This window comes from Streptomyces sp. 5K101, from assembly GCF_046506645.1.
Taxonomy (GTDB): Bacteria; Actinomycetota; Actinomycetes; order Streptomycetales; family Streptomycetaceae; genus Streptomyces.
In genome coordinates this window covers 616,261-629,271 of sequence record NZ_JBKFFO010000001.1, presented here as the reverse complement: position 1 = coordinate 629,271, position 13,011 = coordinate 616,261, and the positions used below count along the sequence as shown (strand labels likewise).

Sequence of the window (13,011 nt, the reverse complement as noted above, 5' to 3'; positions counted from 1 at the left end):
TCGGGGCAGGTCCACTGCGTGGGAGGCGGACGCCGTCAGGCCACGCTGAGCTCGATCGTGCCGTCGGCGCGGGCGGTCACCGTGAGGTGCGTCAGGTCCGGCACGTACAGGTCAGGGGCGAAGGCCGCCGCCCGCGGGCCGACGCCGACGACGCGCATGCCCGCCGCGCGGGCCGCCGTGATCCCGGCCTCGGAGTCCTCGAACGCCACGCAGTCGGCGGGGTCGTGGCCGAGCTCGGCCGCGCCCTTGAGGAAGCCCTCCGGGTCGGGCTTGCTCGCGCCCACGCACTCGGCGGTCACCCGTACCTCGGGCATCGGCAGCCCGGCCGCGTTCATCCGGGCCGTGGCCAGCGCCTCGTCGGCCGAGGTCACCAGGGCGTGCGGGAGGCCGGCGATCGCGGCCAGGAAGGCGGGCGCGCCCTCGACGGGCACGACGCCGTCCGTGTCGGCGGTCTCCCGGGCGAGCAGCACGCGGTTGTCGGCGTAGTTCTGCTCCATGGGCCGGTCGGGGAGCAGGACGGCCATGGTCGCGTAGCCCTGGCGCCCGTGGACGACCTTGAGCGCCTCCTCGGGGTCGAGCCCGTGCTCGACGGCCCAGTCGCGCCAGCAGCGTTCGACCACGGCGTCCGAGTTGACGATCGTCCCGTCCATGTCCAGGAGCAGGGCACGGGCGGTCAGGACGGGCGTGGTGGCCGGCATCGGCATGGCTCCAGGGCGGGGGAAAGGAGACAGAGCGGTCCCGCCCGCCGGTCAGGGAGTACGGGCGGAACCACTTTGTTCCTACACGATACAAAACGGGGCGGGTGCGCGCCACCCCGCCTCCCCGCCGGCCTCGTCACGGCTCGCTCGTCTCCGACTCCAGGGACCGGCGCGTCTTCTGCCCGTAGACGCCGAGGGGGTCGCCCTTGATGCCGCGCGCCCGCTGGTACCGCGCCACGGCTGTCTCGATCTCCTCGTCGTACTCCCCGTCCGCGGGGCCCTCGTACAGCCGGATCTCCGCCAGCCGCAGCTGGAGCTCGGTCACGGCGGGGCCGCTGTCGCCCTTCTGCAGCGTCCTCGTCGAGGACCGCCGCGACGGCTCCTCCGACATGCTGCCGGTCGCCACGGCGGTCGACGGCGGGCCGCTCGGGGCCGCCCCCGGAGCCGACCCGGCCGGTGCCGTGCCGTCCGCCGAGGCCTTGGCGGAGGAGCGCGCCGACGCGGACGGCGACGCCGAGGCGGACGCGGAGGGGGAGGCCGACGTGGGGGAGGAGGCGGACGGCGAGCCGGTCACGGTCGGGGGAGCGGACGGCGCGTCCGGGCCGACATTGAGGCTGGGGCCGCTCGTGTCCCGGTCGGGCATCGACACGTGGTCGCGTTCGCGCTCCCCGGAGAACAGGCCGCCCGCGAACGCGACGGTCCCCGCCACGGCGAGCACGGCCGCGCCGACCACGGCGACGGCCGCGCGCCGCCGTGGCGGGCGGCCGGCGGGAGTGCGGCCGGCGCCGGTGTGGCCGGCGAGCGGAGGCAGCTCGTCGGTGTCGTCGCCCCACGCCGCGCCGGTCCCGCCGGGGGCCCGTACGACCCCGAGAACCACGGTGTCGGCATCCCCCGACCCGTATCCCGGTACGTGATCGGGTGCGGCGGTCGGGGCGAGATCGGGCATCGGGCCTGGTCCGGCCTGCGGTACGGGACGGTCGTACGTCGCGCCGGGTGCGCCCGGCGCGAGCCCCAGCCCGGCGGCCACCTGCCCGACGGCCCCGGAACCGTCACCGCCGGGTCTCCCGGCCCCGGCCGCTTCCGGCCGGAACGTACCCGCACCCCCGCCGCCCGCGCGGGCCGCCCGGGGGGCTCCCGCGCCGCCGACCCCTGGTCCTGCCGTCACGTGCCCGACGGCACCGGGCCCTGCGGCCCCCGGCCCTGATGTCACCGGCCCGACGGCACCTGGGCCTGCGGTCACCGGTCCTGCGGCCGCCGGCCCGACGGCCCCCGGCCCCGCGGCACCTTGTCCTGCCGTCTCGTGCCCGACGGCGCCCGGCCCCGCGGCCACCGGTCCTGCCGTCTCGTGCCCGAAGGCACCGGGCCCCATGGGACCCGGTCCTGCGGCCACCGGCCCTACGGCACCGGGCCTTGCGGCCCCCGGTCCTGCCGTCGCGGGGCTGGCCGGTCCCGATGCCGCAGTCGCCGCGTCTGCGGTGCCTGAGTCCACCGTCGCCGACACGCTCTGCGCCGCCGACACGCTCTGCGCCGCCGGCGCGCTCTGCGCCGCCTCCGGCACGACGGCCGTCGGCTTCGCCGTCTCCTGGAGCGGCGGCGGGGGCGGCGGGGGCGTGTCGGGGAAGTCCGGGTCCGGGTCGGGGAGCGTCACATACGGGCGTATCCGCAGCGGATCGAAGTCCTCCGCCGCCGCGACACGCGCCCGACGTTCCGCCCGCAGTGCCTCCACCGCTCTGTGCGCACAGTCGCAACCCGGCCCCGCGCCGCCGTCCGCGCTCCGCGGACTGCCGCACTCGGGACAGCTGTTTCCGGTCATGGCCGGCCCCTCCCCTAGGAATGCCGCCGATTATGCAGACGCCCGGTGCGCCACCGCACGGCACCACCCCGCAAGTCCCGGCCGGCCCGGTGCTCGGCAGGCCATAACCGGACACACCCACCACGATGGAAGGAAGCGCAAAGGAGATCCGCATGGCCCAGCATGTGAGCACCGCGCAAGCGCCCCCGTCCCCGGGAGAGGGCCGGAACCGCACCGTACTCGTCGCCATCGGAGCCCTGCTGCTGGGCATGCTGCTCGCCGCGCTCGACCAGACCATCGTCGCGACCGCGCTGCCGACGATCGTCAGCGAACTGGGCGGCATGGACCATCTGTCCTGGGTGGTCACCGCCTACCTGCTGGCCTCCACCGCCGCCACGCCCCTGTGGGGCAAACTCGGCGACCAATACGGCCGAAAGAAGCTCTTCCAGGCCGCCATCGTCATCTTCCTCATCGGCTCCGCGCTGTGCGGCATCGCACAGAACATGCCCCAGCTCATCGCCTTCCGCGCCCTCCAGGGCCTCGGCGGCGGCGGGCTCATGGTGCTGTCCATGGCGATCGTCGGCGACATCGTCGCGCCCCGCGAACGCGGCCGCTACCAGGGCCTGTTCGGCGCCGTCTTCGGCGCGACCAGCGTCCTCGGACCGCTCCTCGGCGGATTCTTCACCGAACACCTCAGCTGGCGCTGGGTGTTCTACATCAACCTGCCCATCGGCGTCGTCGCGCTGCTCGTCATCGCCGCCGTCCTGCGCATCCCGGTCCGCGCCACCCGGCACACGATCGACTACCTCGGCACGTTCCTCATCGCCTCCGTCGCCACCTGCTTCGTCCTCGTCGCCTCCCTCGGCGGCACCACCTGGGCGTGGGGCTCCGCACGGATCATCGGGCTCGCCGTGCTCGGGGTCGTCCTGCTCGTGGCGTTCGTCGCCGTCGAACGCCGCGCCGCCGAACCGGTGCTGCCGCTGAAGCTGTTCCGCATCAGGACGTTCAGCCTCGTCGCCGTCATCAGCTTCGTCATCGGCTTCGCGATGTTCGGGGCGATGACGTACCTGCCGACGTTCCTCCAGGTCGTGCAGGGCGTGTCGCCGACCATGTCCGGTGTGCACATGCTGCCGATGGTGCTCGGCATGCTGCTCACCTCCACGGGGTCCGGCCAGATCGTCAGCCGTACCGGCCGTTGGAAGGTGTTCCCGATCACCGGAACGGCCGTCACCGCGCTGGGACTTGTCCTGCTGCACCAGATGAAGGAATCCAGCTCCACCTGGCAGATGAGCGCGATCTTCTTCGTCTTCGGCGCCGGACTGGGACTGGTCATGCAGGTGCTGGTGCTGGTCGCGCAGAACGCGGTCGGTTACGAGGACCTGGGCGTCGCCACGTCCGGAGCGACGTTCTTCCGGTCCATCGGGGCGTCGTTCGGCGTCGCCGTCTTCGGCACGGTCTTCACCAACCGGCTGGAGAACAAGCTCGCCGCCGCCCTCGCCGGACAGCAGGTGCCGCCGGGCGCGGGCGCGTCCGAACTCGCCGCCGACCCCCGCGCCATCGCCGAACTGCCGCCGCCGCTGCGCCCCTCCGTGCTGCAGGCGTACGCCACGTCCATCACGGACGTCTTCCTGTACGCGGTGCCGGTCGTCCTCCTCGCGTTCCTCCTCTCCTGGTTCCTCAGGGAGGACAAGCTGCGCGGCTCGGTCACCGCGCCCGACCCCAGTCAGACGCTCGCGTCCAACCCGGTCGAACGCTCCTCGCACGACGAGGTGGCCCGCGCCCTGTCCGTCCTGGGCTCCCGCGAGGGGCGCCGGCACATCTACGAGAAGATCACCGCGCGCGCCGGGTACGACCTGCTGCCCGCGTCCAGCTGGCTCCTGCTGCGCATCAGACGGCACGGCATGGTGGAACCGGCCCGCCTCGCCGAGACCACGCCCGTGCCGCTGCGCGCCATCACCGATGCGGCCCGCGAGATCGAAGGGCGCGGGCTGGCCCGCCGCGAGGGCCTGGACCTCCTGCTCACGGACCGGGGCGCGGAGGCGGCGGCCCGCCTGTCGCAGGCCCGCGAGGAGTCGCTGGCGGAGCTGCTGGGCGACTGGTGGGGGCCGGACCGGCCGACCGACCTGATCCAGCTGGTGCGCGAACTCAACAGCGAGCTGTGCGGATCGGACGCGGAACGCCCCTACAGCCCCGAGCCGCGCGGCGACCACGAGCGGCCGGCGGCGGAGTACCCGCCCCGGCACTGAGCGCTACAGCTTCTTGCCGTACCAGATCTCCATGTACGGGCCGGTGCAGTACGCCGGGATCTCCTCGTAGCCATGCCGTACGTACAGGGCCCGGGCGGCGAGCAGATCCAGCCGGGTGTTGAGCACCATGCGGCGCGCGCCCAGTGCGCGGGCCTCGTGCTCCAGCAGGTCCATGAGCAGCCGGGCGCCGCTGAGGCCGCGGAAGGAGGGGCGGACGAACACGCGGGTGAGCTCGGCCCGTTCGGCGTCCAGCAGCAGCACCCCGCCACAGGCGGCGGGCTCGCCCCCGTACCGCCCGACGACGAACTGGCCCGTGGGCGGGACGAGTCGCTCGGCCCCGTCCCCGGCCAGGCCCTCGTCGATCTCCGCGTCGGTCGTCGGCCGCTTCCAGTAGCTGCCGGCGACGTCGCCGTAGTAGGCGCGGCGCAGGGCATGGGCGTCATCGGTGTCGACGGCCTCGGGGGCCAGGATCCACTGGGTCATACGACCTCTGTAGCCCCGGCGGCCGGCTCGGGCCACCGAATTAGGGACCCGGGCCTGCCGCTCCGGGGCTTCCTCCGGACGTGGGGTCAGGCCTTGGGGCCGGCCTGCTGGACGACCTCGAAGGACCACACGGTCGACCCACTGGCGGCGGGCCTCGGCCGCTCGCCGCCCTCGCCGCCGCCTTGGTGCGCGGCCTTCATGGGCCCCTCCATCCACGCCTGGAACGACTCCTCGTCGCGCCAGCGGGTGTACACGAGGTACTGGTCGGTGCCCTCGACGGGCCGCAGCAGCTCGAACCACTCGAACCCGTCGGACGACTCGACGGTGCCGGCGCGGGAGGCGAAGCGCTTCTCGAGGGTCTCGCGCTGCTCGGCGGGAACGGTGAGGACGTTGATCTTCACGATGCTCATGGACCTATCCTGCCGCACGCGCTGCTATGCATCCCGTGCGGCGTTGGCGGACACCGTGCACAGTACGGTACACGGCCCGGGCGGGAGCCCTTTGACAGCCAATGCCGATCGCTGTACTCCAGGCCATCTGGTTCCTGCCTATCGGCGAGCAGTTTGGCGTCGGGGAAACTGTCGGCTGGTCCTACGCTCGGCGGGAAGGACGTCAACGGCATGCCGCTGGGAGGATGCTGGCGGCAGGCGGTCGCCGTTGTTGCCGCCCGCGATACCTGCCCGCCAACGATGCGCCGCGCCTACCAGTCGTCGCCAATGTCGAAGTTTGCGGCGATCGGCATGCCGTACTCCTCGAACACGATCAGTAGGTACGTTCCTCCAGCGGCTAGCCCTTCGTAAAGCCTCTCCGCTAGCTCCCAGGTTTCAAGGGACCCCGAACGGGATCTGGCGGTTAGCATCGCGGGCACCTTTTCATAGGGCCAGCCGGGCTCACCATCGTCCACAAACATGGACACACTCAGATCATCGTTCTCGAACCCGTATTTGTAGCCGCCGACGCCGTCCGAAACACCGGTGCTGCCGCCGAATGAGGCGTTCAGAATTCGTGCTACATCGCCCCAGAGGCGATCGGCGAATGCCTTGCAGTCCCAGGCGCCCTCCGCCAGTCCGACTCTGAAGTCGAAGTCCCGGTCTGCGCCGCTGTGTTCCTCAAAGGTCCCCATGAACCGTTTCCGTTCACTCTCGCAACGAAAGTGCGGGGTGTCCAGGACTGGCCGTGCTGGACACCCCCACATACGCGGACGCTACAGGTCCTTCACGATCCTGTAGCCCCTGCCGTATATCACGACTTTCCGTATGTTTCTATTGCTTCTAGCGAAATCGTCGTAGCCCTTCAATGCGACCTCCTTGCTCATTCCGCCTGGCCGGAGGTCGACAACTGCCATCTCCACCTCCTGCTTCCTGTCCGCCTTTTTCAAGTGGTTTCGGAGCCCGTCGTCCCTTGTGCTCTTCATAGCCTTGAATTCTGTCCGCTTGCCATCGACCCAAGCGTCACCCGCGTGCGGCGCAAGCTGGTCGTCATTTCTTGACATCACCTCGTGCCCATGGATGGCAAGCGTCAGAGCGATCTGGAATTCGGCATCCTCTTTGAAGCCGAACCCCTCTCCCCCCAGCTTATCCGCTCGCTTCCACGACTCATCGATACGCTCCATGATGTCTTCAATGTCGCTTTCGGACGGCCCGATCAGCTCCTTGATGTCCTCGGCGAGGTTGGCCGCGCCACAGCCGTCCCGCGCACCGCGGCGGCAAGCTTTGTCCATGGCGTCCTCGATCTCTTCTTCATCGTAGTTGTGCAGGTCGAACCGGCCGTCGAGGATCTGCTTGACCCGCTCCTTGCGCAGCTGCGCCGCGATCTCCGCGTTGGTGAAGAGAAGCTTCTCCAGGTGGTACCCGTAGCGCGGAGCGCCGGCCGGCGCGCTACCGGACCTTCCGTTCTTGTACACATGGGTTGTTCCGCTGTTGTTTTTCTTCTTTTTCTTCTTGGCCTCACGCTCCGCTTTCGTGTCGGGGATGCCTCCCGTGCAGGAGATTTCACCGGTCAGGCACTCAGGCACGGCCTGGCCCGACGGGTCGCTCAGCGTGGTGGGGTTGTTGTTGGCGTACGAGTAGCCGTTCAGGGACTGATGCTGGTCCAGCGTGAGCAAGGGGTCCACGCTGATGAATTGGCCCGTGGTCGGGTCGTACTCGCGTGCGCCGACGTGCGTCAGTCCTGTCCCGGCGTCCGCGGGCTTGCCGAGGAACGCCTTGTCGTCCGGCCATGTGCCGGTGGCCGTGCCCCGGCTCGCGCCGAACGGTGTCGTGTAGCGCTTGCTCAGTTCCTGCGCCGTGTCACTGGAGACGGCGACTCCACTGGTTCCGTGGTGGTCGGCCGAGAGGAACGAGACTTTATCTGTTCCGCTCTGATTGGTGCGCACCGCGAGGGTGGTGTCGTTCACGGTGTAGTACCGGTTGGCCCACTTCTTCCCCGCCTTCAGGTGCACCTCGGTGGCTCCGAGGTACAGGACCGTCTCACCGGCTGCCGCGCTGTCGCGACGGATGAGGAGAGTGCCATCGGCGTCGTAGACGTAGTCGGTGGCCGTGCTCCCCTCGGTGAGCTTGTCCAGCTTCCCTTCCCGGTTCCACGCAAGAGTCTGCTGCACTGCCGAGCCGGCACTCTCGGGACGGGTCTCGGTGTTGCCGGCGTTGTCGTAGGTGTACTGGGCCGCCAGCGTGTCGCAGACGCCGAGTCCCATCGATGTCGTCGTCGCCTTCAGGGCGTGCTTGCGCGTTGGGTCATAGCAGTACGTCGAGGTGACCGGGGTGGCCCCGTTCCTGGTTTCGGTCGCCCGCTGGCCTGCTGCCGTGTATGTGTAGCTGTTCCAGTACGGCGCCGCGCCGCCCAAGTTGGCTGCAGTGCGGCCGCTGGTCGCGCAGTCAGCGGTCTTCGGCGTCCATGCCTCGGTCAGCCTGCGCTGGCTGTCGTAGGTGAAGCACTGGTTGTCGGCGCCGGTGCCGATGCTGGCGTGGTCGAAGATCGACGTGACGTTGCCGGCCTGGTCGTAGCTGTACTCAAGGTCCTGGACGGGCCCCCTAGTCTGGTCATCGGTGGACGACGTCAGTAGTCGGCCGGTGCCCGCCTCGTAGGTGCGGGAGACGAAGACCCGCTTGGCCGCGGCCGACGTGCCCAGCTCGAGCTGGTGGACTTGGCCGAGGGCGGAGTAGTCCACCCCCAGCAGATAGCCGGAGATTCCGGACTGCTGGACGGGCAGGCCAGCGTCGTTGTAAAGGGTCTCGACCGTCTCGGCGGCGAGTCCGCCGACGGAGGGCTCCTTGGTGTTGTTGAGCGTGCCGTCGAGACGGTAGGCCGTGCCGAAGGTGGTCGTTGCCGTTATAGCACCGGACGTCACCAGCGGATCGGTGGCCGGCAGGGTCAGCGTGGTGGCCGTGGCACGGCCCATGCTGTCGTAGGCGGTGACGGCCTTGGTGTAGGCCTTGCTGGTCGCCTGATTGACCCCGTTCTCGTAGCGGATGGACTGGTCGGGCAAGCCCTTGAGCAGTCCGTCGAAAGTCCACTTGGCAAGCTTGTTGGCGTCAGTGCGGCTGGTGTGCCACAGATCCGTCTTGCGGCCCAGCTCGTCATAGCCGTAGTAGAGGAACTGCCCCTTCGCGTCCTTGGTGTGGTCCACCTGGTCGAGGACGGTGTAACCGGTGGTCACCGTGCCTGTGTCCGGGTCGGTCGACGAAACTTCCCGGCCGTACAGGTCGTACGTATGGGTCCAGATCGCGCCGTCCGGGCCGGTGACGGTCAGCGGTTTGCCGTCCCGGGTGTAGGTGTAGGCGACTCGCGTGTACGCCGTGCCGAGCGTGGCGCCGTACTCGGTGTCGTCCGGCTGCGGCCCCGCGTACGTGCGGGCCTCCGCCGTGCGGCCCAGCGCGTCGGTGATCACCCGGGAGGCGGTGCCTCCCTGGACTGCGCTGGTGGCCACCGAGTCACCGGTGTACGTCGTCGTGGTGTCCCACTTCTTGGTCCCCCACGAGGACAGGGTGGTTTTCACCGCCCGTCCTGCGCCGTCGTACACCGTGTCGTTCTGCACAGGCGACTGCGCGTGGTCCACACCGGTGTACGTGCGGTTGGGAGGCTTCGTGCTGTCGTAGGCGTCGGCCTGCGTCACGACTGCCAGCCCCCGCGAATCGTAGCGGGTGTCCGTCAGGATGCGGCCGCCGGTGGCACCCGGCGTCTGCGTCTGGATCTGGCGCAGCAGCGAGTCGTAGAGCGTGTAGCTGGTTCGGTAGCTCGTGCCGTCGGCCTTCAGGGAGGACACCGAGGTCCACGACGGCGCCGTCTGGCTCACTCCATACATGAAGGAGCCGCTGGGGCTGTCGCCTGCGGCCTTCGAACGGTTCGGCAGCCAGGTCGCGGTGACTCGGCCGAGCGCGTCACGTGTGTACTCCGTGCGCTTGAGGTTGGCGTCGAGCGCGTAGGTGACAGAGCCGCGTGCCGGGTCGAAGTACGTGTACGACTTGTGCGTCTGCCCATTCGAGCTGAGTTTGGGGTGGGTGACGATGACGCCAGTGACCGGGCCCCCGTTCGCGGGGTAGTAGGCGGTGGACGTGACGTTGCCCTTGGCATCCGTCACCTTGAGCGGCCGACCAAGCTTCGCAGTGGCGGTGTCGAAGGCAGTGAGGGCGACAGTCTGCCAGGAGTCGGCGCTCGGATTGCGGTCGGCTGTGCCGTTCGCAGCCGGGTAGCCCGTCGGCTGTCCGGTCCAAGTGGGCAGACCAAGCGTCGGGGTCTGGCCGGGCGTCCAGACAGTGGCCACCGGGTCGTCGAAGACGGTAGCGGCATCTGAGATGACGTCCCCGCGCGTGGCGACCGAGGTCGGCAAGGACAGCTTGTCGTCGGTGTCCGCACAGGGCTTTCCGACCGTACGCGTCCGGGAGACCAGCGAGGTCAGCCCCAGGGCGTCGTTGCGTGCGTACCAGCTGCGGGTGCAGGTCTCGTCGCCGGCCGCAGACCAGTCACCGTGGTTCTCGACCTTGGTGACCATGCCGTACGTGTCGTCGTACGTGTTCGAGGTCGCCGCGATCCGCCATCGCGCGGGAGCCGTCAGCCACGTGTACTCGTAGGTGCGGGCGATCCGCACGAAGTACGCCTTCGTGTGCGCGTACGACCTCTGCTGGCTGGCGGTCTGTTTCCCCCACAGATTGTTGACTGTGAACGAGATCGGGGTGTCGCCGTCGTACGTGATCTGCTGCCGGAGCTGGCCGGCGTACTGGTCGTGGTCGTTCGCCGTGGATAGTGTGGCCGACGGGACCGGGACCGGTGTGACGACCGCGCTTCGGGTGCTGCCGTCCTTCAGCCTGTCGCCGTTCATGCCCTGCATGAAGACCTTGACCGTCCTGCTCCGCGTACCGCCGACTTCCCCTGTGTAGGTCGTCACCTGCTGGTAGCCGCGCCAGATGGACCAGGTGCGCTCCTTCTCCTTGGTGAACGGGTCGTCGTTGTAGTGCCAGCCCGGCTTGGCGTACGTGTAGCTGTGCTCCACTGCGGGGTTGTTGGCGGCCGGGTCACTCGTGTTGATCGACGTGACCCGGTACTTGTGGAACCAGTCAAGGGCGGGATCGCCCCCGTTGATCGGCCAGTAGACCGGGTAGCACGAGAGGTTGTTGTCGTCCTCGGCCGCGGGCATGTTGGTGCCCCGCACGCACTCCGGGTTGGACAGGACCACCGTCGTGATGGCACCGGCCTCAGAGGTGATCGTGGAGATGCGGGGACGGGTCAGCGGGAGAATATCGGCCCCGCCGGGCTGGGTGCCGCCTGCAACGCGGTTCGGGCGCTGCTGGTAGGTAAACCCGACGAGTGGAAGGGAGAAGGCCGGGCCGTTGAGGCCCGTGCGCTTCAGCGAGGTCAACGTGAGGACCTGGTCGGAGCTGTTGCCGATGTCCTGGCCGTCGAAGAACTCCTGGGTCAGTGCGAAGGAGTCCACCGGTTTGAAGGCGTCCGGTTCGGCTGCTGTCGACCACACCTGTGTCTCGATGGCGGACAGACGCTTGCGGGTGAAGAACGACGGGCCGGTCGCGGCGCAATCGGCCTCGGAAGCGGAGCAGATCGAGTCGAATGGCACGTCCGGCCAGTTGTCGGCCGTGTCCTTCGTCAGCGAGTCGCATGAGGATGCGGTGCAGCGCTCCTTGTACGAGAACACGACCTTGCCCGACGCGTTGCCGGTGAACAGGGCGTCCACCCGCTGGCCGTATCGGATCTCGGTCGGGTGGCCGCCGCGGACGTACTGCGCCAGCTTGGTCTTGTCGCCGTTCTTCGCGTAGTGGTTATCGTCCTTGGCGTACCAGTAGGTCGATGCGTTGCCGTGAACGTCTTGGACGAGGTCCAGGTTCCAGCGCCACGCCTGATTCTTCGCCCGACCGGCGAAGTCGCTCCCCGAGGAGAAGCCGGGTTCACCGCTGTCGTCACCGAAGACGGGCACGGTCCACGTGGAGTTGGTGCGCTCCGTCCCCGCACCAGGCAATTTGTTCAGGCCGAAGGTGTACGTGGTGCCGTCACCGGTGGTGACCGTCCAGTACTCGCCCTTGCCGTCGCCCTTGCCGTCCGTGATGTCGTCGCCGTCGTCTTCGTTTTCGGCGCCAACCTTGTGGACGACCTTCGAGGCGTCGTCGTTCTTCAGCCTCCACTTGCCGGTCGTGTCGTCCTTGACGAGCTCGGTGGCACTACCGTTCAGCACGAGTGAGGCGTTCTCGTACTTCCAGCACTGGTCGGACTTGTCGGCCTGACCGTCGTCCTCACAACTGCCGTACTTGCGCTCGACGTAGGACTCGGTCATCGAGAAGCCTTCGCCGACCAGCGAGCCCTGATTGTTGGTATTGGCCGTGCGACCGTCGATGCTGCCCGAGTCGTACGACAGCGACAGCGGCGGCACCGGGCCTGCCGCTGCCGGCGGCAGCGTGATCGGGTAAGACCACGTGAACGACCCCGATGACGCCCCGGCCTCCCACGACGACGAGGCCGCGAGGGGAGTCGCCGCGAGATCGCCCGCGCCTGCAGTCGACGTGCCCGCCGATGTCGACGTCAACGCCATCACCGTCGGCGAACTTTGCGCCGCGATGGTTGTCCGGGCCGTGACTTTCTGTGCCTTCACATCGTTTGTGGAGCCCACCGGAGTGGTGGTCCGGCACGCGGCACGCTGAGGAGTGGTCAGTGCGCATGCTGGCAGCTGCACCAGTCCCAGTCGGCTGGACCAGTTACCTCCCACCACCGAGCCGAACGCAGCGTAGTCCACCGTGACCTGCGCCGCCCCCGCCTTCTCGGCGCCCACGGAGAACAGCACGCCGGTGACGCCGGCCTTCTCCGCGGCCCGTTGGTCCAAGACGCGGACGGTCGCATCACCGGAGGCAGTCGGCCCCGACCGCCGCGCAGTGGAGGAAGGCACCACTGCGCGAACATCCACGACAGCGTGGGCCGTTGACGTAAGGGAGTCGCGGACCGCCCCGGGCTTCGGCCAGCTCGCCGTCCGTTCGGCCCGTGCCTGCGCGACCAGGCGCTGATTGGCCCGCTTTTCGCGGGCGACCTGCTCCCGTGCCTTCTTCGCGCCCTGGCCAGCGACCGGGTGGACACGGCTCACGCGGGTATCGGCAGAATCGGGAGCACCTTGCACGGGATCCGCCGCAGCTATCGAGGGCAGCATCGACAGCGGCACGGCCAGTGCGAGTACGAGCGCGCCGAGCACGGGCAGATCGCCCAGCCGACGCCGATGTCTCGGCAAACGTGGTCTGAACACGATGTTCTTTCTTGTCCATGGCGGTACGGCGGTCCGATCGGGCCGCGCGGGGTACGGAGGAGG

General features: G+C 69.2%; 7 protein-coding genes. 1 reads left to right on the top strand and 6 read right to left on the bottom strand.

Going from position 1 to position 13,011, the window contains the following annotated elements:
* Nucleotides 1-35: 35 nt before the first annotated feature.
* Both ACLB9X_RS02805 and ACLB9X_RS02800 read right to left on the bottom strand, forming a co-directional pair.
* A complete protein-coding gene (locus ACLB9X_RS02805; RefSeq protein WP_410358559.1) occupies nucleotides 36-698 on the bottom strand; it encodes an HAD-IA family hydrolase in 663 nt (220 codons plus the stop codon).
* Nucleotides 699-834: 136 nt separating this feature from the next.
* The gene (locus ACLB9X_RS02800) at nucleotides 835-1,863 is read right to left on the bottom strand and encodes a peptidoglycan-binding protein (protein WP_410358558.1); all 1,029 of its coding nucleotides are present in this window, start codon (nucleotides 1,861-1,863) and stop codon (nucleotides 835-837) included.
* 800 nt (nucleotides 1,864-2,663) lie between these two features.
* Between ACLB9X_RS02800 and ACLB9X_RS02795 the strand changes: the two genes are divergently transcribed.
* Nucleotides 2,664-4,736, top strand: coding sequence for a DHA2 family efflux MFS transporter permease subunit (locus tag ACLB9X_RS02795; RefSeq protein ID WP_410358557.1), 2,073 nt, complete (start codon nucleotides 2,664-2,666; stop codon nucleotides 4,734-4,736).
* 3 nt (nucleotides 4,737-4,739) lie between these two features.
* On the opposite strand, the gene ACLB9X_RS02790 is transcribed toward ACLB9X_RS02795, so the two are convergent.
* From ACLB9X_RS02790 to ACLB9X_RS02775, 4 genes are all read right to left on the bottom strand, one after another.
* Nucleotides 4,740-5,219: a GNAT family N-acetyltransferase gene (locus ACLB9X_RS02790; RefSeq protein WP_410358556.1), complete on the bottom strand. Its 480-nt coding sequence runs from the start codon at nucleotides 5,217-5,219 to the stop codon at nucleotides 4,740-4,742.
* Nucleotides 5,220-5,305: 86 nt separating this feature from the next.
* Nucleotides 5,306-5,629 (bottom strand): antibiotic biosynthesis monooxygenase family protein, encoded by a 324-nt coding sequence (locus ACLB9X_RS02785; RefSeq protein ID WP_410358555.1) that lies wholly within the window; start codon nucleotides 5,627-5,629, stop codon nucleotides 5,306-5,308.
* Between the two features lie 290 nt (nucleotides 5,630-5,919).
* Nucleotides 5,920-6,342 carry a hypothetical protein gene (locus tag ACLB9X_RS02780; RefSeq protein ID WP_410358554.1) on the bottom strand — a complete coding sequence of 141 codons (423 nt, stop codon included), beginning with the start codon at nucleotides 6,340-6,342 and terminating at the stop codon, nucleotides 5,920-5,922.
* 81 nt (nucleotides 6,343-6,423) lie between these two features.
* Nucleotides 6,424-12,897 carry an RHS repeat-associated core domain-containing protein gene (locus ACLB9X_RS02775; RefSeq protein ID WP_410358553.1) on the bottom strand — a complete coding sequence of 2,158 codons (6,474 nt, stop codon included), beginning with the start codon at nucleotides 12,895-12,897 and terminating at the stop codon, nucleotides 6,424-6,426.
* Nucleotides 12,898-13,011: the final 114 nt, after the last annotated feature.

Coding starts and splice junctions, on each gene's coding strand:
- ACLB9X_RS02805 (WP_410358559.1), bottom strand. CDS start 698: ATGCCGGCCACCACGCCCGTCCTGACCGCCCGTGCCCTGCTCCTGGAC.
- ACLB9X_RS02795 (WP_410358557.1), top strand. CDS start 2,664: ATGGCCCAGCATGTGAGCACCGCGCAAGCGCCCCCGTCCCCGGGAGAG.
- ACLB9X_RS02790 (WP_410358556.1), bottom strand. CDS start 5,219: ATGACCCAGTGGATCCTGGCCCCCGAGGCCGTCGACACCGATGACGCC.
- ACLB9X_RS02785 (WP_410358555.1), bottom strand. CDS start 5,629: ATGAGCATCGTGAAGATCAACGTCCTCACCGTTCCCGCCGAGCAGCGC.
- ACLB9X_RS02780 (WP_410358554.1), bottom strand. CDS start 6,342: ATGGGGACCTTTGAGGAACACAGCGGCGCAGACCGGGACTTCGACTTC.